Source organism: Ruegeria sp. D6 (assembly GCF_056534365.1).
The window spans coordinates 679,879-700,412 of sequence record NZ_JBQFPH010000001.1 but is presented as its reverse complement, the minus strand read 5'-3'; the positions used below and the strand labels follow the sequence as shown (position 1 = coordinate 700,412).

Here is a 20,534-nt window from a genome sequence, read left to right as displayed (position 1 = left end):
CAATGCCAACCCATCAAAGGTGTGAGCAAACTGAAACTGATTCAAATCTGTATTCCAGTTTGAAGTTGTTTGCGACAATGTCGGCCAATGTGGACGCTTTACTACAAGTATCGCCCCGCACTTTTTTGCCGACAATCGAGGTCGCGCACATGATCCGTAAAGGTCAGCTAACGCTTGGAGTCTGTTCCTTTCAAAAGCTCAAAGAACTGACCACTTTATACCGCAGGTCAGATGCATTTATTAGAACTTCAGGAGGCTTCGCTGTAGAACCCTTATGCATTCATGCGGCACCATCGGCCTTCGTCTTGACCGATGCCAGTACGCTTGAGATTAACGCCATACCCAACAAACCGTCACAAAGACCGGGCAGTAAGTGGTCCGCCTTATCCTCACATCGGATCAGTTCGGCGGCCTCGGCGTAGAAGGTTGCAAAGCCTTCCAAATATCCTTCAGGGTGGCCCGGAGGGATACGAGTTGCTCGTTGGGCGGCTTGCGGCAGCACCGATCCTGATCCACGTGTCAGGAGCTGCATAGGTTGGCCAAAGCGGGTGAATTGTAGGTGGTTAGGGTGTTCCTGTGACCACTCCAGACCACCACGTTCGCCATAAACCCGCAAACGCAGGCCGTTTTCGTTTCCCACGGCCACGTGACTGGCCCATAGCATTCCACGCGCGCCACTAGCATAGCGCATCAAGACGTGGGCGTTGTCGTCCACCTGGCGGCCCGGAACCAAGCTTGAAAGGTCGGCGGCAAGGTGCGATGGCACTTCGCCCGTTACAAAATGTGCCAGATTGAACGCGTGAGTACCGATATCACCAATTACACCAGCACCGGACCGAATTGGGTCGGTGCGCCGGTCGGACTGGTTGATGTCCGATGCGGTGGGTACGGCCAGCCAGTCTTGCGCATATTCCACTTGCACCAACCGCAGCTTGCCCAACTCGCCCGCATGCACCATGCCACGTGCCTGACGAACCATTGGATAACCCGTGTAGTTGTTAGACAGTATAAAATGAGCTGATGACGCTTGTCGGAAGCGCAGAATGGCGTACTCGGCATCACGTTCGGTCACAAGATCGCCCTTCTTTGCGAACCAGGCTCTTATGTGCCCGAATAGTTCGGTATCCGGATCGTAAACCTGTTCGAGATCTTACGAGTCGATGACGGGTTCATACAGTTTTCGAACCTGACATGGTGCCCTGTTCAAACCACTATGCTGCAGATTCAGTTTTTGACCGAGGCTTAGGTCATCTGGCTTAATACCTATCATGCGACACTGATTGAACGTCTTGGCCCCCTGCTGTCGTCGTCAAAATTGACATGGTTCAAAACCGCGTTTGCGCCGTTGCCACTTTATAGAAGCTGGTTCTGTCGTAACGGGACCCGTTGCAGTCTTTTGGCCATTGACCTTGGTGGATCTAGCGCCTGTTTGGCGAAAGGTATTATCCAGTTGACGGTCTGCTATTGGTCTCCTTCAAAAGGCGGTTCAGTGCAGCGTGGTCCAAGACTACGCTCAGCTCCGACATGGTTTCTTCTGGGCCCCGGCAAGAAACACGCTAACGCAGGTAGTGGAAAACCGCGTGGAAGATCACTTCATCAGGAAAATTTGCTCCCTTGAGTAAGATCAGTACATACCGCTCCTGTCTGTTTTGCGAACGCCGCCAAAAGAACTACCTTGCAAGCGACAGTTGGGATCGTAGATTGCGACAGAACCTATCTGGTTTGGTCCGAAGAACATCGTTTTCAGGCAAGGCTGTGAGTGTTCAGGGTATTGTGTTGCAGACTTCAGCCATATCGATTGAATGACCACCGAAGTCTGCAGATGTTGCCTGCCCCGGACCTGCCGAGGCAAGCGTGCGCACCCCTACTTCAGTGCCCAATGCGGGCTAAAATCACGCTGCCGCGATCTGGCGAGCCTTTTCGACCATCACTTCGGCCTGGCGGATCGAGGCATAGTCGATCAGACGACCATCCAGAGACACCGCACCTTTGCCTGCGGTCTCGGCCTCGGCCATAGCAACAAGGATACGCTGCGCCTTGGTGACTTCGGCAGCGCTGGGTGACATGACCTCGTTCGCCAACGCGATCTGGCTGGGGTGGATGGCCCATTTGCCTTCGCAGCCCAACACCGCCGCCCTTTTGGCAGCTGCCTTATAGCCTTCAGGATCCTGAAAATCACCGAACGGACCATCAATCGGACGCAGACCGTTGGCACGGGCGGCGACAACCATACGGGCGAGCGCGTAGTGCCACATATCGCCCCAATGGGTCGCGCGCGAAGCATCGACATCCGGGTCGGTCAGAACCGAATAGTCGGGGTTCACACCACCGATGATCGTGGTCCGCGCGCGGGTCGAGGCTGCATAGTCCGCCACACCGAAGTGCAGGCTCTCATTGCGGCTCGAGGCCGCCGCGATTTCGCTGACATTCTGCATGCCCAGAGCGGTCTCGATGATATGCTCGAACCCGATGCGTTTCTTGTAACCCATCGCGTCTTCGATCTGCGTCACCATCATATCGACGGCATAGACATCTGCTGCTGTGCCGACCTTGGGGATCATGATCAGGTCCAGCCGCGCACCGGCTTGTTCGACTACATCCACAACGTCGCGATACATGTAATGCGTATCCAGCCCGTTGATGCGCACCGACATTGTCTTGCTGCCCCAGTCGATATCGTTCAGGGCTTGAATGATGTTCTTGCGGGCCTGCTCTTTCTCATCCGGGGCTACCGCGTCTTCGAGATCTAGGAAGATCACGTCCACCTCCGAGTTCGCGGCTTTTTCGAACATGCCGGGCTGGCTGCCCGGCACGGCGAGTTCGCTGCGGTTCAGGCGCGCGGGGGCCTGTTCGATGGCATAAAAGCTCATGGTTTTTGCTCCTTTGAAGAAGGGTGCGTCAGATCACGCGGTCACGGGGTGGGCGACCAGCGAAGAAGTCGCCCAGATTGTCCAGCACGCGAAAGCCCATGGCTTCGCGCGATTCTTTTGTTGCGCTGCCCAGATGCGGCAGCATCACCAAGTTGTCGCATTGCAACAGGTCAGGGTTGATGCGCGGCTCGCCGTCGAAAACATCCAGCGCGGCGCCGCCGATCGTGTCGAACATCAGCGACTGTACCAAAGCGCGCTCGTCCACCACCTCACCGCGCGCGGTGTTGATCAGGAAGGCGTCGGGCTTCATCAGGTCCAGCCTGCGTCCGTTGATCAGGTGCCGGTTCGCAGCCCCGCCGGGGCAATGCAGCGAGACAAAGTCGCAATGCGGCAGCAGATCATCCACCGTTTCGACTTGGGTCGCATCGAACTGCTTCAGCACGTCGGGCGACACGGCGCTGCGGTTCTGGACAAGAATTTTCATGCCAAACCCGTGATGGGCGCGACGGGCCATTTCCTGACCGATGCGGCCAAAGCCGATGATGCCCAGCGTCTTGCCGCTGACCTTGGTGCCGACCAAATGGGTCGGACGCCAGCCGGTCCAGCCGCCTGCGCGCAGCTCGCGCTCGCCCTCACCGGCGCGACGGGCGACCATCAGAAGCAGGGTCATGGCCAGATCGGCGGTGCATTCAGACAGAACATCGGGCGTGTTGGTGACCGTCATACCCAGATCACGGGCCGCCGGTTCACAGATATGACTGTACCCGACGCCGTAATTGGCCAAAATCTTGGTCTGAGCTGCGGCCACGTCCAGCGCCTCGGCGCTAAGCGTGTCGGTGACGGTGGGCAGAACCGCGTCGTATGTCTTCAACGCGTCGCGGAGTTCCGCCGGAGACATCGGAATGTCCCCGGTATTCAGCACGGCGTTGTAGTTTTCGGCCAGTTGCGCCTCGACGGCGGCAGGCCAGCGACGGGTGACAAGGACCGAAGGTTTGACCATCACGCGGCCTTTCCCATGACACGGGCGATAGTCTCGCCGATCACCGCGGGGTTTTCAGCAACCGTTACACCAGCCGCTGACAGGATTTCCACCTTCTCGCTGGCGCTTTCGCCAAAGGCCGAGATGATCGCCCCAGCATGGCCCATGGTCCGGCCCTTGGGCGCGGTCAGACCCGCGACATAGGCCACAACAGGCTTGGTGACGTGGTCACGGATGTATTCTGCAGCCTCGGCTTCCTGAGGGCCGCCGATCTCGCCGATCATGGCTATGACCTCGGTGTCTTCGTCCTGTTCGAACCGCTCAAGGATATCGCGGAAGGACGAGCCGTTGATCGGATCACCGCCGATGCCGACGCTGGTCGAGACACCGATGCCGCGCTCTTTCAACTGCGCTGCGGCCTCGTAACCCAGCGTGCCCGAGCGTCCGATGATCCCCACAGTGCCCGGCAGATAGATATGGCCCGGCATGATGCCCAGCAGCGCCTTACCGGGGCTGATGGTACCGGCACAGTTCGGACCGGTCAGCACCATGCGCTTGTCCTTAGGATAGCGGTACATGTAGCGTTTTACGCGGATCATGTCCTGCGCGGGGATACCGTCGGTGATGCAGACGCAATAGCGAATACCGGCATCTGCGGCCTCCATGATCGAATCCGCCGCGAACGGAGGGGGCACGAAGACAAGGCTAGCCTCGGCGCCAGTGGCCTCAACCGCCTGTTTGACGGTGTCGAATACGGGTACGCCTTCGACGGTCTCTCCGCCTTTGCCGGGAACAACGCCGCCAACGACGTTGGTGCCATATTGCACCATATCCTTGGTATGCAGGCGCGCCATGCGTCCGGTGATGCCCTGAACGATGACGCGGGTGTCGCGGTCCAGAAGAATGCTCATTACACAGCCCTCATCTTGGTGTTTTGGGACAGATCGTTGCGCCATGCACCCACAGCGCGTTCAGCGGCTTCCATAAGGGTTGTCGCTCGGATGATTGGCAGGCCCGATTTGGCCAGGATTTTCTGACCTTCCTCGACATTGGTACCCGCCAGACGCACGATGACCGGCAGGTCGATTTCCAACTCGCGCAGCGCCTGTACTACGCCCTCGGCCACCCAGTCACAGCGGTTGATGCCTGCGAAGATATTGACCAGCACCGCCTGAACGTTGTCATCGGACAGTACCAGTCGGAACGCCTTGGCCACCCGCTCGGGCGAGGCACCGCCACCGATGTCCAGAAAGTTCGCAGGTTCACCCCCAGCCAGCTTGATGGTGTCCATCGTGGCCATGGCTAAACCGGCACCGTTCACGATACAGCCGATATTGCCGTCCAGTCCGACATAAGACAGTCCGCGATCCGCCGCGCGGCTTTCGCGCGGGTCTTCCTGACTTTTGTCGCGCAATTCAGCAACCTGCGGATGGCGAAACAGAGCATTGTCGTCAAAGCTCATCTTCGCGTCCAATGCCAGCACACGGTCGTCACCAGTGATGACCAGCGGGTTGATCTCGACCATAGTCGCGTCCAGCTCGCTGAACGCAGCATAGCAACCCTGCAGGGTACGGACCATGTGCTGAATTAGGCGAGGTTCCAGCCCCAGATTAAACGCTATTTCGCGGGCCTGAAACTCCTGCAATCCAACGGCAGGTTCAACGATTGAGCGGACGATACTGTCGGGGCGCTCAGATGAGATTTCTTCGATCTCCATCCCACCTTCCGAAGAGGCCACGATCATCACCCGCTGACTGGACCGATCCAGCACAAAGCCCAGATAAATCTCGCGATCAATCGGTACGGCGGCCTCCACATAGACGCGGTAAATGCCTTTGCCCTCGGGGCCGGTCTGGTGCGTCACCAGCTTGCGGCCAAACATCTCGTCACAAGCCTCGTATATTTCGCTTTCCGAGTTGCACAGCTTTACACCACCGGCCTTTCCACGCCCGCCGGCATGGACTTGCGCCTTAATGACCCACTTGTCACCACCCAACTCACGCGCGCGATATGCCGCTTGCTCGGGGCTGTAGGCCAAAGCCCCCGAAGGGACCTCGACGCCGAAATTCGAAAGAAGTTCTTTCGCCTGATATTCATGGATATCCATCTGCATTCCCTCCCGTTATGCAGCGATAGATGTGCCGTAGCGACTTTCCAAAAGTGCTTCGATGGCTTCGAAATCAACCGAGCCGCCCATCTCGCGGATGGCCTGGGCGAACAGCCTGACGATGCGACTGACCGATTGGTGGGTTAGCTGGTTCAGGATGCCGATACGGACTTGAACCGGGGCGCTGAGCGTCGGCCAGATGCCAAAGCCACGGGCGCGGCAGTTCTGTACCAACTCCATCTCACGACCCGCCAGCTCTGCGGGCAGGTTCAGCACCACAAGGCTGGGCATGTCCGATGTGACCTGGCAACCCATCGCGGTGACGGCGTCGCGCAGGACGGCCTCATGCGTACGATAGGAATGCGCACGTTTGGCCAATCCCTCCTGCAGAGTCAGGCGTAGCGATTCATGGAAGGCGGCGACCGCATAGCCCGAGTGGGTACGGTGATAGGTGCCCTTTTCCACGTCTTGCCCGTCAACGATGCCCCAGTGGCGTGCTTCGAAAATCGGGTTGTGGACGTATGTATAGGCGCCGGAGGTCTTCAGCGCGTCGATATAGGCGTCGGTGAAGCTGACCGGCGCATAGGTCAGCGGTAGGCAGCACAGCCCTTTTTGCGGGCACGAGGCCCATCCCGCGACACCCGGATAGTCATCGATGCGGAAATCCGCGATACCCAACGACGATACGGCATCGATCAAACCCATCACATCGTGGCGTTCACAGGCATCCGAGAAGCCACGCAGGTCGTTGACCCGACCCGACCCGGTTTCCCAATGCGCCATGAAGGCCCACTTCGGTTTGTGCGTGGCCAACACCTCTTCGACCATCTCGCCTGTGACGGGCTGGCCATGAGGAACCTCAATAACGGCGACACTCGCAGCTTGTGGGTCCAGAGGGTTGGTCGCGTGCTCTTCCGGTGTTGCAGCCTTGATCCGCAGAGTCATCGCATCGATGCCCGAGAAGGTGCCATTGGTGAAGGCCACAACCTTGTCACCCGGCATCACCGCCGAGAACATGGTGTCCAGCCCACTCCATCCGGTGCCAGCAACCGCGAAGGTATGGGTGTTGGCGGTGCCCCAGATCAGACGCAGCATGTGCTTGCATTCGATCATGCCACGCAGCACGTCGCTCTGCATGTGGTCGGCAACGCCGGCGCTGGCAAACGCCTGCAAAACACGTGCGTCGGTGTTTCCCGGTCCTGGGCCAGCGGCCAGCGTCTCGGGGATGTCGAGCGTTGGATAAATCTGAAACGTCATGTGCTCCTCCTGTGCGTCGGGTGTGTTCGATACCGCCGATCGCCTTGACCCAGAGGAAAACTGAAACTTGCGCCGGGGCACAACGTAACTTACTACAGCTTTAGCATATCTTATTAGGTGGGTATTAACCTACCCATTTTGGTAAATATGCCAATGTATACTGAAAGCATCCCCACCAAAATGGGTAGGTTTAGATAAAATCAGACGGGAAAACAATGTCCGACACATCTCAACGCCCCATTGATGTCATGCTAGCCAACAACAACCCTTTGGTGCTGTCGGCCATGTCCGAGATCTTCGAGCGCGACCCGCGATTCTCTCTGGTGGCCACTTCAGCGACCGCCGAGGGATTTCTGGGCACAGTCATGCGGGTGCCGGTTCAGGTGGGGATCGTGTCCTGGGAACTTCCTGCTTTGGGCGCGGCAAAACTGATTGAGGTTCTGCGCGAGCAGACCAACGCGCCACGCTTTGTGGTCTATGGGGACGAGGCTGGGGACGTACCGCGTCAGGCTATGCAGGCCGGGGCCGCAGGGTTCGCGCCGCGTTCGGGCGAGGTCGAAGGCTTGCTGGAAACCTGTGTCGATGTCGCTAAGGGCAAAATGGTATTTCCCTATATCGACGTGCGCAAAATGCATCAAAACCCGTTGCAGACTTTGTCGCGCAAAGAACTCGCTATCCTTGAGGCGCTGGCGCAGGGCATGTCTAACAAGGAATTGTCGAAAGAGCTGCAGATTTCGACCAACACGGTAAAGTTCCATCTGTCGAACATATACGACAAGCTGTCGATCAAGAACCGCGCGCAGGCGATTGCCTTCTATTACGCTTCAAAACTGGACAACGGAAACTCGTGAACTGCGAAACCTCGTGGCGTCCGTTACTAAGGTTTAGATTGTTAAGCGGCTGGTTCAGCGAATTGATGAAACGGACAGATTCCGGGTATGATTTGACCTTTGCGGATCAAATGCGTCACTTACCTTTTCGTCGAGCGTTACCCCCGCTGATTTGAGCGCGCTGCTCCAGCCAATCAGAAGTTGAGCGTATGAATGACATCTGGGCGATGGACATCGCGTCGGACCGGCTGGCGTAGATCAGGGGCAAACCAGCGGGCTATGCCTACTTTGAGGCGTTGTTGCTGTGCCTGAATTTCTGGACGCAGATATACGCAGATGCTCTAGCCTAGATTTTGTGCCCGTAATTCTCGGATATACACGGGACACCAAATCGCTATTGGGCCGCCCAAGGGCAGCGATTCAGTTGGGGGACCCGAACCCGATCGCAACCCTCGTTGCCTTCGTTCTGTAGTAAGCTCGGTTCGAACACGGCTTCGAACTCAGAGCCTTTCACCCTGACTTGACTGGTCGAAAAAGAGCTTTGCCATTTTCTTTGCGACCCGACCACCGTGAGCGGATACATCAACGGGCAGTAATAATCGCCTTCGGTTGTTTTTCGAGCATTCTTTCCCGAGGTTGCGCTGAATATTTCAATCATGCGCCCTGCGCATTGCCTGCCATCCGCCGCGGCAAATGATCTTGTGCATCAACTAGTTTCAACGATTGAACGCATCAATTAACAATTTTGATAAGCAACATGCCATTGCTACCACTCGACCTCTGACGCAACTAGTAAAAAAACCGGCTAGGAATAAGAACAAAGCTTTGACGTCGTCAATCTGGATTTGACAAGGGCTTCGGCAAAAGTGACGGCACATGCAACGCCATCTACCACCGGCAGGCCGAACTCTTCGGACAGTTGTGACATCAGATCTGTCATGCCAGCGCAGCCCAGAACAATCGCTTCCGCTCGGTCTTCTTCGATTGCGGCGCGTATCTCTGCCCGTATTATATCGATGGTCTTGGGGTCGTTTTCCTCCAGCTTCAAAACCGGCACATCCGAAGCCCGAACCCTGACACATCTGCGATCTAAGCCGTATCGCAACAAGTTTGCCTCTAGCCCTGCTAGAGATCGGGACAAAGTGGTGATGACGCTAAATTTTGGACTGATCATGGACGCCGCGTGGTAGGCCGCCTCCCCAACGCCGATGACTGGCGCCGAAGTGACGCAGCGCACGGCGTCGACTCCGGTATCATCGAAACAAGCAACAACAATTGCGTCCGCATCAGCATGCGCCTTCACGACCTCCAGAAGACCGGGTACACAGGTAGAGACATCCAGATAGCCCTGAATGCTGGCGGGGCCTTCTTGCGAATTGGCGGCAATGATCGTGGTTTCGGAATGCGCAGCGGCCCGTGCAGCTTCATCGATCTTTCGCGTCATGGAGGCGGTGGTGTTGAGATTTACAACAAGCAGTTTCACAGCGTCCTCACACTTCTCCGCCCAGATAGGCGGCTTTGATCCGGGGACCAGTGAGCGAAGAAACCAGAAAACGACTTGCTGCAATTATCCATGTCGAAATTTGAATAAAACCATGGCGCGCTTCACCCCGCTGATTGACCCGCCCGGTCAGACGCTGGATTCCGAAAAATGTAAATCTTTTTCACATACCCCCTTGCAACCACCTATCCCCCCTCCCATCTTGGTAATGTGAAAAGCATTTACATCCTAACTGGAGAGAGCACATGACCGCATTGTCCGACCACGCCGTTCCCCAAAATCCGGGATGGCTGCACCGAAGCGAAGCCTGGCTTGATAGCAAGGGAAAAGGCGCCTGGATCGCCGCAATGGTCCTTGGCTTTATCTTCTTCTGGCCCATCGGCCTGGCCTTTCTTGCCTATATGATCTGGAGCAAACGCATGTTCAGCAAATCCTGCAGCCGCCGTTCGTCGTGGAAAGGCCACATGAGCGCCATGAAACCTTCGGGCAACAGCGCGTTTGACGCCTACAAGGCCGACACCCTGGCGCGTTTGGAGCGCGAACAGAAAGACTTTGAGGCGTTCCTGCACCGCCTGCGTGAAGCCAAGGACAAGGCCGAGTTCGACGAGTTCATGGATGAACGCGCCCGCGATAATCGTGATGACGAAAACGGCGAACAACCTGCCTAATCGTGGCTTGCCCTGTCCCGCCCATCGGGACAGGGTGTTTCTGCACAATACCCGGATTACAGTCTATGCCTCATCTGCCTGACCCCGACAGCCAACCCGAATTCTACCAATCCGTAGCGACCAAGCGCTTTTTCGCGTGGCTGTTCGACATCGCCTTTATCTCATTGCTCTGTACAGTTGCGATTCTGCTGACCTTTGGCATGGGCTTCTTCATATTGGCGCTGATCTACGCAGTCATCAGCTTTGTCTATCGCGTTGTTACCATCGCCAACGGCTCGGCCACGCTGGGGATGCGCTTCATGGGGATAGAATTGCGTGACGCCTTTGGCGCCCGAATGGATACGGGGAAAGCCATTGCACATACGGCAGGTTACTTTGTCAGCATGGCGATCCCGGTACTACAGATCATTTCGGTCATCATGATGATGACCAGCGCCCGCTGTCAGGGCCTGACCGATGCCTTCCTCGGCACCGTGATGATCAACCAGCGCGCCTAAAAACACCTGAGTGAAACACTTGGCTGCGCCAAAAACCGTTGCTATCATCGGTTCCGAGGAAATGCGGGACCTTCATGCGACACACGCTGCCAATTGCGCCACAATTCTATGTGACGGCACCCCAGCCCTGCCCTTACCTTGAGGGCAGGATGGAGCGCAAACTGTTCACCGCCCTACAGGGGGAAGGTGCGGATCAATTGAACAATTGCCTTTCGCAACAAGGATTTCGCCGCTCGCAGAACGTTCTGTATCGCCCGTCCTGCACCGACTGCGCCGCCTGTCTGTCTGCCCGTATCGATGTGTCAGCCTTTCAGCCAAGCAAAAGCCAAAAACGGGCCCACAAGCGCAATTCCTACTTGATCCGACGTGCAACATCGCCCTGGGCAACGGATGAACAGTTCGACCTGTTCCGTCGGTATCTGGACGCGCGCCATGCGGATGGCGGCATGGCCGATATGGATGTCTTCGAATTCGCCGCGATGATCGAGGAAACCCCGATCCGCAGCCGAGTCGTAGAATATGCCGATCCCGAAACCGGCGAGCTGATCGCCGTCAGTTTGACCGATGTACTGGATGACGGGCTGAGCATGGTTTACTCATTCTACGATCCAGAGTTCCAGCAAAGCTCGCTGGGCACTTACATGATTCTCGACCATATCGAGATCGCGCGCGAGGCTGGGTTGCCCTATATTTATCTGGGCTATTGGGTGCCCGGCAGCCCCAAGATGGGATACAAGGCCAAATTCGCGGGCTTGCAGGTCTATATGCAGGGTGAATGGCAGCGAATTAAAAATCCCGAGCAGTGTGACCATACGGCCCACCACCCCCTTTCGTCGGCCCCGATTGCCGAGCAGGTGGCCAACATCCAACTGCCTGACCGCCACCCCACCAAAGGTTAATCTATCATGCGTCAGAGCCTTCATGCGGTGACGCTGGTCGTCCCGGATTATGACGCAGCGATCGCGTTCTACACCAAAGTGCTGTGCTTTACTCTGACGCAGGATATTGATCTGGGCGATGGTAAACGCTGGGTGCGGATCACGCCTCCGGGCTCGGATGGTGCTTCGTTGTTGCTGGCCCAGGCTGTGGGCGCGGAACAGATCGCATCGGTTGGCAATCAAACCGGTGGGCGCGTTGGCTTTTTCCTCGAAACAGATGATTTCTACCGCGATCACGCGGCGATGCTGGAAGCAGGCGTAGGATTTGAAGAGCGCCCGCGCCATGAACCCTATGGAATTGTCGCAGTCTGGCGGGATCCTTTCGGAAATCGTTGGGATTTGATCGAATTTTCAGCACCTGTATCGACAAAATAAATACATTTTTTTCATCACGTTAAACTACCTTCCGCCATGCTGCGCCCAATTGTTAAACAATCTTAATCGACCTTCCCCAGCCCGTGCGATTGAAAGTTGACGCAAGGTCACCAAATTAGCCGCACTTCTAAACGTCCAGCCCAAACCTGAAACCCGCAGCTCAATCAGACGCTGACCGGGCTGGCTTTATTGTCGCTACGGCAGGCCTCCCACCCTGTCGCAGAGGTTCTGAAGGAGGGGGAAAATGACATATGCCGCACGCCGACTGGTTTCGGCCACGCTGACGACCCAGATTCTGGTCGCGCTCGCCTTGGGCTCGATCTTTGGTCTGGTCTTGAACTATCTCGATATCGCTGCGCTCGACGCAACACTTGTGCAGGGTGTGCTGTCCATGTTTGGGCAAATGTTCCTTAATGCACTTCAGATGCTTGTTGTGCCGCTGGTTGTGTTCTCACTGCTGTGCGGCGTTGTCGGCATTGGCGATGTCAAATTGCTGGGCCGTGTCGGAGGGCTGACCTTCGTTACCTATCTGGCCACCACCGCCTTGGCCGTGACAACTGCCTTGATTTTTGCGGGCCTCATTGGGCCGGGCACCGGATTCACGAGCCTGCATCTGGCCGGTGATAGCGTAAGCGTCGCCGACCCACAGACCACTTGGGAAATACTGGCGAACATCATCCCAAAGAACCCGATCAACGCTCTGGCCAATGGTGAGATGCTGCAGATCATCTTCTACGTGATGGTCGTTGGTATTGCAGTGCTAATGATGGGCAGCCGCGCCAAGGCCTTTGTGGAAGGCTGCGAGTTCATGAATGAACTGGCGATGAAGATCGTCAATATCGTCATGGCCTTCGCCCCCATCGGCGTCTTCAGCCTGATTGCCAAAACCTTTGCGATGGAGGGCTTTGGCTTATTCGGACCGGTGATCGGCTATCTGACCACGATCAGCCTGACGCTGGTATTCCATCTGTGTGTCACGTTGATGGCGCTGCTGTATTTTACGACCGGGCTGAGCCCTCGGGTATTCCTGCGCAAGATGCGCTCGGCGCAGGTGTTTGCGTTCTCGACCTCAAGCTCGAACGCAACAATTCCGGCCAGCCTGCAATGCGTGACGCAGCGCGTCGGCGTTGACCGTTCCGTGGCCTCGTTCGGTATTCCCCTAGGGGCGACGATCAACATGGACGGCACCGCAATCATGCATGGTGTGGCGACGGTATTTCTGGCCAACGCCTATGGCATCGATCTGGGGTTGAGCGGTTATCTGACCGTGATTTCAATCTCAGTTCTGGCCTCAATCGGCACGGCAGGTGTGCCCGGTGTGGGGATAGTGATGCTGGCGATGGTTCTGAACCAGTTGGGTATGCCGCTGGAAGGCATCGGCATCATTCTGGCCGTCGACCGGATCCTCGATATGATGCGGACGGTTGTGAATGTCACTGGCGATGCGGTGGTGACCACCATTGTCGGGCAAAAGGTCGGCAAGCTGGACAAGGCCACGTTCGACAATCCCAATGCCGGACTTGTCGAGACCACAGACCTTGCAATCGATCATGCCACTGAAGCGGAGTTTGAAAGGCTGACACACCCACAGCCGAATTCCTGAAAAACAAACGGAGGCCCTAATGGGCCTCCGTATTCGTCAGTCTATGCGACAGATCAGTTCGGGATCAGGTCAGGAACGATGGTTACAATCGACGGGAAGAACCACAGGATTGCGATGCCCACAACCTGAATGATCACGAACGGTATGATGCCGCGATAGATGTGGCCAGTGGTGACCTCTTTCGGCGCAACACCCCTGAGATAGAACAGCGCAAATCCGAACGGAGGCGTCAGGAACGAGGTCTGCAGGTTCACCGCCACCATGATGGTCACCCATTTCGGATCAAACGATCCGCCATAGATCACGGGGCCCACGATCGGGATCACAATGTAGATGATCTCAAGGAAATCCAGCACAAAGCCAAGAATGAACAGCACCAGCATCACGATCAGGAAGACCGTGAATTCATTATCAAAGCTGCGCAGGAACTGCTGTATATAGTGCTCTCCACCAAAGGAAATCACCACCAGGTTCAGCAGTTGCGATCCGATCAGGATGGTGAAGACCATTGACGTCACCTTCGCTGTCTCACGCACCACCGGTGTCAGAACCCCACTTGAGAACAGCACCCAGCAACCGTAGATCAAGCCGAACAGCGCATAGAGGTAGGCCGAATAGGCGATGATGAACGCGATCCAGCTTTCAACTGAAACATTGCCCTGATTGATGCGCAGATCAAAGTTCACTCCCATCACCAGTGCGATGATCACTGCGAAGGTTGACCAGATGATCACTTTGCCCGACCGGTTCTGATCCTGAAGTTTCCGATAGGCCGCTAGCATGATCGCTCCACCCGCCCCCAGTGCCGCAGCCGGCGTAGGGTTGGTGACACCGCCAAGGATCGAACCCAACACCGCGATGATCAGCACCAGCGGTGGGAAGACCACACGGATCAGATCATTGGTCGCGCAACGGGCGGCAGCTTCTTTGCACCCATGCATTGCGAGCGCAAAAGGTATGGCGAGTATCAGGAACGTAGCCCCGGACGAAGTCGTTGGCGCGATCAGCAACACGTCGACCAACAGCATCAGCAACAGGCCAATCGCTCCGACGATCAGAGGCTGCGGCGCTTGCGACGGTGCAATCCCGCGACCCAGCACCAGTGTCAGACCCAGCAGTACCACAATAACGGCGACGCCGTTGCCGATTGGCGCTGCAGCGGCAATCTTGGCCTCTTGCGCAGCAGCCAGTTCCTCTTCGCTCAGACGCTGGGCTTCGGACGAACCACCTGCTTCGTCAATCGCTTCCTGCTCGGCCACGGCCTGATCCCAGGCTGATTGCCCATGCAGTTCGATCATCGAAGCCTTACACTCTTCGGACACGTTCGTGCGCAGCGAGGCGCCCTGCCCGATATCCGTAAATGCCGAGACCGAGATGTTCTGGCTGCCAATCACTCCCGCGCTTCCCAAAAGCACCGCGCCAACAATCAGAGCAACCGGAGCACCCAGCAGCCAGGTCAGCCCTTCCGAGCGCGTGATGGTTTCACCCGAGCCTCCCGACAGTTCAACTGCCGGGGCCTTTTCCGGGTTCAACAGCGCATAGCCAAAGGCATAGAGCGCATAGAGCAGCGCCAACATGATCCCAGGCAGCAACGCCGCCTGGAACAATGTACCCACCGAAACAACCGCTGGTTCGCCCAGATAGGTCAGCGCATCGGTGCACCCGGCTTCAACCGCGCGCGTTTCCTGCGCGGTCGAATAGAGGTCACCAGCCAGTGTACCCAGCAGAACGATCACGATGGAGGGTGGAATGATCTGCCCCAACGTACCCGAGGCCGCGATCACACCTGTCGCCAATTCCGGCGAATAGTTGTTCCGCAGCATGGTCGGCAGGGCCAACAGTCCCATGGTAACAACGGTCGCGCCGACGATTCCGGTCGAGGCAGCAAGGAACGCGCCCACGACCACAATCGAGACCGCAAGGCCACCGGGCAGCGGGCCAAAGACGCGCGCCATCGTGGTCAGCAGGTCGTTTGCAATTTTTGAACGCTCCAGCGTGATGCCCATCAGAACGAACATCAGCACCGCCAGCAGCGTCTCGATCGACTGCCCGGCCAGAACACGTTCGTTCATGCGGTTCACGATGAAGGAAACATTCCGGTCCAGCGCGGTTTCCCAGCCTTGTACAAAGACCGGCTCGGCGATCCTTGGCAAATCCGGGTATCGGAACACGGATATCACGTCAGGTTTGACGCCAGAATTCACCACGTCGCGGTAGGCTTGCGAGCCGGTGTCGATCGCCTGGTGGATCAACAGTCCGGCACTATCCAATGCAGCGATAATCCCGAACGAAATCACCCCGGCCCCACCAATGGCAAAGGCCACGGGGAAACCCGAAAGAATGCCTCCGAAGAGGCAGAAAAATACGATAATGAGGCCTATCTCGACGCCATCAAGTCCGAATAGCATTGTCTGGTTCTCCGTCCCTAATGCGCGCCTTCGTAGGCTTCTTCACCCTCGCCAAGGCTGTCCTTGTCGAGGTATTTTCCTTCACTTTCCGGCCCTTCCACGTATTCCAGATACGAGCGATACAGGAACGCAATCGCGTGCAGGAACACCATGGCGGCAAAGGCCACCAGCAGGATTTTGAACAGGAAGTAGGCGTTGAACCCGTTAGGACTAAACCCGATGGTTTCCACGTTCCAACGCAGCGCTCGGGACTTGGCCACAAGCCTATCCAGCGTGTCACTGGCCGAGGGTTTCGGCACGATCAGGTGCCGCCACATGAAGTACCATCCATACATCCAGGTCAGAACGGCCATGGGCATCATGAACAGAACCGCCCCGCACATATCAACGACGCGTTTGGCCTTGTGACTGATGCCCGCATAAATCAGGTCAACGCGCACATGGCCGCCCTGCACGAATGTGTAGGTGCAGCAAAGGCACACAACCATGGCGTTGTAGAGTTTAAGTTCTTCGGCGAACCAACTGATATCCATTTGAAAAGGGATACCCAGCCCAAAGGACATATCCGGCCGTGTGAACACCCGCTGCATGAAGACGATAACGATCTGCTGAATTACCATCAGCAATCCCGCCCACGCAAAGAAGCGGCCAGTGGTATTGGCGAAGCCCTCGAGCCCGCGCACCATTCCCCACATGAAGTTCCGATAGTAAAGACCAATGGCCGTCAGCACCAGAAACAGCGCGAAGATCACGAAGAAGAACTCGACAGACCCGCCATAATAAACAAAGCGCATGATTGCTTCTTTGTTCGACCAGTCCAGCCAGAGCTGCGGATGCGTTATGGCGTATCCGAAATTATAGAAGGCTTCGGCAATGTTCTGAATGAACCAGACCAGTCCATTCCACAGGGCGCCGAAGAACGAGATACCGTTTTCGTCCTGCATGTTGTCCCCAGGTCGCATCGGTTGCACGTTTGGTTATGACGGCATGTCCGGGCCGCTTATGTGCAACAGGAAAGGCTCCCCCGCTGACGGGGGAACCGATTGCATTGAGCGGATTGCTTAGCCGCGTACGCGGTCACGCTGCGAGGTGTAGACACCCGACGACAGGTTGTTCCATGCCGACGATGCTGCCATCGACTCCATAGCGCTGTCGTGAATGCGCTTGAACAGCTCATCACCCATGTTTTCGTCCAGAACTTCTTGGCTGGCTGCGCCAAACGCGTCCCAAACGCTGTCCGGGAATTCCATGACCTTGACACCACCGGCCTGCAGACGCTGCAGCGCTGCACCGTTGTTGGCCAGGAATTGTGCCAGGTTCCACTGGTGGCACTCGGCAGCTGCGATCTCGATGATCTTCTGCTGCGCGGCGGACAGGCTGTCATAAACCTCGCGGTTGGTGGCCAGCGACAGACCCGCACCCGGCTCGTGGAAGCCCGCGGTGTAGTAGGTTTTGGTGATTTCCTGGAAGCCCGCTTTTTCGTCAGCCCAGGGACCGATCCACTCGGTTCCGTCAATCGCACCGGACGACAACGCCTGATACACTTCCGAACCCGGAATGTTCTGAACGGATGCGCCCAGTTTGCCCAGCGCCTTGCCACCCAGACCCGGCATGCGGAATTTCAGGCCGTTAAAGTCTTCGGGGCTGTTGATCTCTTTCGAGTACCAGCCACCTGCCTGCGCGCCAGTGTTACCGGCCAGGAAGGATTTCAGGCCGAAGATTTCGCCCAGCTCATCATGCAGCTCCATGCCGCCGGCATGGTAGTACCAATTCACCAGTTCCTGCGCGGTCATGCCAAATGGAACAGCGGTGAAGAACGCATAGCCCGGGTGCTGACCCACAAAGTAGTAGTCTGCCGCGTGGTACATATCGGCCTGACCGGACGATACCGCGTCAAACACCTCAAAGGCACCAACCAGTTCACCAGCGGCTTTGATTTCAACGTTCAGGTCGCCATCCGACATTGTGGTAATGCTGTCGGCGCAACGCTGCGCGCTGTCGAACACACCTGCGAGGCCACGGCCCCACGAGGTGACCATAGTCAGCGTGCGCTTGCCTTGCGCATAGGCGGGCGCTGCCAGCGTGGTGGCTGCAGCGGCGGAGCCGCCCAGTGCTGATGTTTTCAGAAACTTACGACGATCCATATGAGTGATCCTCCCCTTCATATTCATTCCCCGGGTGATGCCGGGTCGATCGTTTCTAGTGCGCGTTAGCCTAGTTCCACACACATGAATGTGAATACCTACTACTACGTAGCCAGTCGGGTTTTTCCACATTCAAAAGCACAAATCCGGTTGATTTTACCCGCTCGCGCCCAAATCACTGTGGCCGAGCACTGTGTTCTTCCAAATTTTTTGCAATTTCCCGGCAGCTTGCGTATCGATTCGAACATGGGAGGAATCCGGAACCTAATCTCGCTAACCTATGCGCAAAAACTGTCGCTGGTTGCCGCAATCCCGCTGATCGCAGCGGTTGCGGCCATTGCAATGGTGGTCGCTTATGAATCGCGCGCGACCGCCGAGAGTGAGATACAGGCGCTCGAGCGCCGCCTGATCGAAGCCAAAAAAGAAGAGCTGCGTAATTACGTGACCCAGGCGCGGAACGGGTTTGCCTATATTTACGGTCGCGCCTCCCCGGATGACGAAATCGCAAAAAACCTCGTGACCCAGATTCTGTCGGCGATGATTTACGGCAAGGACGGGTTCTTCTTTGTCTATGACTATGACGGCAACAACCTCGTCAGCCCGCGCCAGACTGAATTCATCAATCGCAACTGGGCCGATCTGACCGACAGCGATGGCACCCCGATTGTGGATGAGTTCATCACGCTCGCCCGACAGGGCGCGGGCTGGCACAGCTTTATGTGGCAAAAACCATCGACCGGTGAAGAGGCTCAGATGATCGCCTATGTTGTTGGCCTGCAGGACTGGCGCTGGGTGGTGGGCACGGGTGTGTTCATCGATGACATCGTCGCCACCGTCGCCAATGCCCGTGCTGAGGTTGAGGCGCGCGTGCAGCGCACCTTCCTTTATATCGGAGGCATTGTTCTGGCCGCTGTTCTGATCGTCTTTGCCTCGGGCATGTTGCTGAACTTCCGCGAACGCCGGCTGGCTGATGCCAAGCTTAAGGAACTGACACAGCGGGTATTGGACGCTCAGGAAGAAGAGCGCGGGCGCGTCGCCCGCGAATTGCATGACGGCATCAGCCAGATTCTTGTTGGCGTACGCTATGCACTGGACAACGCCCGACGACGTCTGATCCGCGGGGATGACGAGTCGGCGCAGGAACCATTGCAAACAGGTATCGACAATCTGGCAACCGCCATCACCGAGGTTCGCCGCATCAGCCGCGACCTGCGTCCGGGTGTTCTGGATGATCTGGGGCTTGGGCCAGCGCTCAAGGCTTTGACCGACGATTTCAGTGAACGCACGGGTATTGAAACCGATTTCTCAACCGTGGTGTTCCGAAACCGATTGGATCAAGACAGCAAGATTGCCCTCTACCGTATTGCGCAGGAAGCCCTGACCAATATCGAGCGCCACTCGGGAGCAACCCGTGTTACCATTGACCTGCGAGGTCATAAGAAAGGCGCCACGATGCGGATTACGGACAATGGTCGCGGGTTGCGGAACGAGCCAGGCCATGTCAGCACCGGAATCGGGCTACGCAACATGCAGGAACGGATCGAACAGCTTGACGGCACTCTACGCATCCTCTCATCGCGCGGCGGGCGCAGCGGCACCGTGATTGAGGTCAGCTTGCCGCTCAGTCATATGCTGCCACCGCAGGAAGACCCAACGCCAAAACGAAAGGCCGGTATCTGATGTCCGACTCAATCATCCGGGTCCTTATTGTCGACGATCACCCCATGGTCGCCGAAGGCATTCAGTCTCTGCTGGAAAGCTATGATGAGATCGAAGTTGTCGGCACACTTTCCAACGGACAAGAAGCTGTCGATCGAGCAACCCACCTGCAGCCGGACGTGATCCTGATGGATCTCAACATGCCCGGCCTGAGCGGGTTGAACGCCACCGAGATCATTTTAGAGCGCCTGCCCAAAACCCGCGTTCTGATCCTGTCGATGCATGACAGTCCCGAATACATCTCAACCGCGCTCAGCCACGGCGCCAAAGGCTATATCCTCAAGGACGTCCCCACCGAAGAGATCAAGCAAGCCATCGATGCCGTGATGCGGGGCGAGCGGTATCTTTGTACCGGGGCCAGCGGCTCGCTGGAGCCCAAGGACGGCAACACGCGCGAGGCGCTGACCGGCCGGGAACAGACAATCCTGCTGGAATTGGCGCAAGGTAAATCCAACAAAGAGGTGGCACTGGCGCTGGACATTTCGGTGCGCACGGTTGAGACGCATCGCAAGAACATCAAGCGCAAACTTGGCATCTCCTCCACCGCCGGCTTGACCCGCTATGCCCTGGAGCATGGCGTCCTGCAGGGCACCAGCCCTGGGCTATGACCGCAGCGCGAAACGCGCTGCCCGGCCCAA

Annotated in this window: 18 protein-coding genes; 8 read left to right on the top strand and 10 right to left on the bottom strand. The window is 57.1% G+C overall.

Annotated elements, in window-relative coordinates; genetic code table 11:
- Positions 1 to 280: 280 nt before the first annotated feature.
- The 6 genes from ACR0A1_RS03465 to ACR0A1_RS03440 form a co-directional block, all read right to left on the bottom strand.
- Positions 281 to 1,072, bottom strand: coding sequence for a Gfo/Idh/MocA family protein (locus ACR0A1_RS03465; RefSeq protein WP_480866241.1), 792 nt, complete (start codon positions 1,070 to 1,072; stop codon positions 281 to 283).
- A gap of 820 nt (positions 1,073 to 1,892) precedes the next feature.
- Entirely contained in the window at positions 1,893 to 2,870 is a 978-nt protein-coding gene (locus ACR0A1_RS03460) for an HpcH/HpaI aldolase/citrate lyase family protein (RefSeq protein WP_480866239.1), read from the bottom strand.
- Between the two features lie 28 nt (positions 2,871 to 2,898).
- Complete coding sequence (locus ACR0A1_RS03455) at positions 2,899 to 3,870, bottom strand: 2-hydroxyacid dehydrogenase (RefSeq protein WP_480866862.1); 972 nt, start codon at positions 3,868 to 3,870, stop codon at positions 2,899 to 2,901.
- Positions 3,870 to 4,760 (bottom strand): succinate--CoA ligase subunit alpha, encoded by an 891-nt coding sequence (gene sucD / locus ACR0A1_RS03450; RefSeq protein ID WP_170424786.1) that lies wholly within the window; start codon positions 4,758 to 4,760, stop codon positions 3,870 to 3,872. Before sucD ends, ACR0A1_RS03455 begins: the two co-directional genes overlap by 1 nt.
- Complete coding sequence (locus tag ACR0A1_RS03445; RefSeq protein ID WP_170396612.1) at positions 4,760 to 5,956, bottom strand: malate--CoA ligase subunit beta; 1,197 nt, start codon at positions 5,954 to 5,956, stop codon at positions 4,760 to 4,762. Before ACR0A1_RS03445 ends, sucD begins: the two co-directional genes overlap by 1 nt.
- 15 nt (positions 5,957 to 5,971) lie before the next feature.
- Positions 5,972 to 7,213 carry a pyridoxal-phosphate-dependent aminotransferase family protein gene (locus tag ACR0A1_RS03440; protein WP_480866237.1) on the bottom strand — a complete coding sequence of 414 codons (1,242 nt, stop codon included), beginning with the start codon at positions 7,211 to 7,213 and terminating at the stop codon, positions 5,972 to 5,974.
- Positions 7,214 to 7,428: 215 nt separating this feature from the next.
- Here ACR0A1_RS03440 and ACR0A1_RS03435 point away from each other — a divergent pair, with 215 nt between their 5' ends.
- Positions 7,429 to 8,064 (top strand): response regulator transcription factor, encoded by a 636-nt coding sequence (locus ACR0A1_RS03435; protein ID WP_255612072.1) that lies wholly within the window; start codon positions 7,429 to 7,431, stop codon positions 8,062 to 8,064.
- A gap of 784 nt (positions 8,065 to 8,848) precedes the next feature.
- On the opposite strand, the gene ACR0A1_RS03430 is transcribed toward ACR0A1_RS03435, so the two are convergent.
- Entirely contained in the window at positions 8,849 to 9,526 is a 678-nt protein-coding gene (locus tag ACR0A1_RS03430) for an aspartate/glutamate racemase family protein (protein ID WP_480561377.1), read from the bottom strand.
- Between the two features lie 263 nt (positions 9,527 to 9,789).
- Between ACR0A1_RS03430 and ACR0A1_RS03425 the strand changes: the two genes are divergently transcribed.
- The 5 genes from ACR0A1_RS03425 (at position 9,790) to ACR0A1_RS03405 (ending at position 13,625) form a co-directional block, all read left to right on the top strand.
- Entirely contained in the window at positions 9,790 to 10,212 is a 423-nt protein-coding gene (locus ACR0A1_RS03425) for a DUF2852 domain-containing protein (protein ID WP_480866234.1), read from the top strand.
- 65 nt (positions 10,213 to 10,277) lie between these two features.
- Complete coding sequence (locus ACR0A1_RS03420) at positions 10,278 to 10,709, top strand: RDD family protein (RefSeq protein ID WP_170402989.1); 432 nt, start codon at positions 10,278 to 10,280, stop codon at positions 10,707 to 10,709.
- Positions 10,710 to 10,783: 74 nt separating this feature from the next.
- On the top strand, positions 10,784 to 11,608 hold the full coding sequence (locus ACR0A1_RS03415; protein ID WP_170396602.1) for an arginyltransferase: 825 nt from the start codon (positions 10,784 to 10,786) through the stop codon (positions 11,606 to 11,608).
- Positions 11,609 to 11,614: 6 nt separating this feature from the next.
- Positions 11,615 to 12,022 (top strand): VOC family protein, encoded by a 408-nt coding sequence (locus ACR0A1_RS03410; protein ID WP_480762581.1) that lies wholly within the window; start codon positions 11,615 to 11,617, stop codon positions 12,020 to 12,022.
- Between the two features lie 244 nt (positions 12,023 to 12,266).
- A complete protein-coding gene (locus ACR0A1_RS03405) occupies positions 12,267 to 13,625 on the top strand; it encodes a dicarboxylate/amino acid:cation symporter (protein ID WP_480705083.1) in 1,359 nt (452 codons plus the stop codon).
- Between the two features lie 53 nt (positions 13,626 to 13,678).
- On the opposite strand, the gene ACR0A1_RS03400 is transcribed toward ACR0A1_RS03405, so the two are convergent.
- The 3 genes from ACR0A1_RS03400 to ACR0A1_RS03390 all read right to left on the bottom strand — a co-directional run bounded on the left by ACR0A1_RS03400 (position 13,679) and on the right by ACR0A1_RS03390 (position 18,177).
- Positions 13,679 to 16,033: a TRAP transporter large permease subunit gene (locus ACR0A1_RS03400; protein WP_170396596.1), complete on the bottom strand. Its 2,355-nt coding sequence runs from the start codon at positions 16,031 to 16,033 to the stop codon at positions 13,679 to 13,681.
- Between the two features lie 17 nt (positions 16,034 to 16,050).
- The gene (locus tag ACR0A1_RS03395) at positions 16,051 to 16,977 is read right to left on the bottom strand and encodes a TRAP transporter small permease subunit (protein WP_170396594.1); all 927 of its coding nucleotides are present in this window, start codon (positions 16,975 to 16,977) and stop codon (positions 16,051 to 16,053) included.
- Between the two features lie 117 nt (positions 16,978 to 17,094).
- A complete protein-coding gene (locus ACR0A1_RS03390) occupies positions 17,095 to 18,177 on the bottom strand; it encodes a TRAP transporter substrate-binding protein (protein WP_170396967.1) in 1,083 nt (360 codons plus the stop codon).
- 246 nt (positions 18,178 to 18,423) lie between these two features.
- On the opposite strand from ACR0A1_RS03390, the gene ACR0A1_RS03385 reads away from it, so the two are divergent.
- The gene (locus ACR0A1_RS03385) at positions 18,424 to 19,857 is read left to right on the top strand and encodes a cache domain-containing protein (RefSeq protein WP_170396592.1); all 1,434 of its coding nucleotides are present in this window, start codon (positions 18,424 to 18,426) and stop codon (positions 19,855 to 19,857) included.
- Positions 19,857 to 20,504, top strand: coding sequence for a response regulator transcription factor (locus ACR0A1_RS03380; protein WP_170396590.1), 648 nt, complete (start codon positions 19,857 to 19,859; stop codon positions 20,502 to 20,504). The genes ACR0A1_RS03385 and ACR0A1_RS03380 overlap by 1 nt, the downstream gene beginning before the upstream one ends.
- Positions 20,505 to 20,534 lie beyond the last annotated feature (30 nt).

What these genes read in the sequence shown, in the direction of transcription:
- ACR0A1_RS03460 (WP_480866239.1), bottom strand. Translation starts at nt 2,870, where the DNA reads ATGAGCTTTTATGCCATCGAACAGGCCCCCGCGCGCCTGAACCGCAGC.
- ACR0A1_RS03455 (WP_480866862.1), bottom strand. Translation starts at nt 3,870, where the DNA reads ATGGTCAAACCTTCGGTCCTTGTCACCCGTCGCTGGCCTGCCGCCGTC.
- sucD (WP_170424786.1), bottom strand. Translation starts at nt 4,760, where the DNA reads ATGAGCATTCTTCTGGACCGCGACACCCGCGTCATCGTTCAGGGCATC.
- ACR0A1_RS03445 (WP_170396612.1), bottom strand. Translation starts at nt 5,956, where the DNA reads ATGGATATCCATGAATATCAGGCGAAAGAACTTCTTTCGAATTTCGGC.
- ACR0A1_RS03440 (WP_480866237.1), bottom strand. Translation starts at nt 7,213, where the DNA reads ATGACGTTTCAGATTTATCCAACGCTCGACATCCCCGAGACGCTGGCC.
- ACR0A1_RS03435 (WP_255612072.1), top strand. Translation starts at nt 7,429, where the DNA reads ATGTCCGACACATCTCAACGCCCCATTGATGTCATGCTAGCCAACAAC.
- ACR0A1_RS03425 (WP_480866234.1), top strand. Translation starts at nt 9,790, where the DNA reads ATGACCGCATTGTCCGACCACGCCGTTCCCCAAAATCCGGGATGGCTG.
- ACR0A1_RS03420 (WP_170402989.1), top strand. Translation starts at nt 10,278, where the DNA reads ATGCCTCATCTGCCTGACCCCGACAGCCAACCCGAATTCTACCAATCC.
- ACR0A1_RS03415 (WP_170396602.1), top strand. Translation starts at nt 10,784, where the DNA reads ATGCGACACACGCTGCCAATTGCGCCACAATTCTATGTGACGGCACCC.
- ACR0A1_RS03410 (WP_480762581.1), top strand. Translation starts at nt 11,615, where the DNA reads ATGCGTCAGAGCCTTCATGCGGTGACGCTGGTCGTCCCGGATTATGAC.
- ACR0A1_RS03405 (WP_480705083.1), top strand. Translation starts at nt 12,267, where the DNA reads ATGACATATGCCGCACGCCGACTGGTTTCGGCCACGCTGACGACCCAG.
- ACR0A1_RS03400 (WP_170396596.1), bottom strand. Translation starts at nt 16,033, where the DNA reads ATGCTATTCGGACTTGATGGCGTCGAGATAGGCCTCATTATCGTATTT.
- ACR0A1_RS03395 (WP_170396594.1), bottom strand. Translation starts at nt 16,977, where the DNA reads ATGCAGGACGAAAACGGTATCTCGTTCTTCGGCGCCCTGTGGAATGGA.
- ACR0A1_RS03390 (WP_170396967.1), bottom strand. Translation starts at nt 18,177, where the DNA reads ATGGATCGTCGTAAGTTTCTGAAAACATCAGCACTGGGCGGCTCCGCC.
- ACR0A1_RS03385 (WP_170396592.1), top strand. Translation starts at nt 18,424, where the DNA reads ATGGGAGGAATCCGGAACCTAATCTCGCTAACCTATGCGCAAAAACTG.
- ACR0A1_RS03380 (WP_170396590.1), top strand. Translation starts at nt 19,857, where the DNA reads ATGTCCGACTCAATCATCCGGGTCCTTATTGTCGACGATCACCCCATG.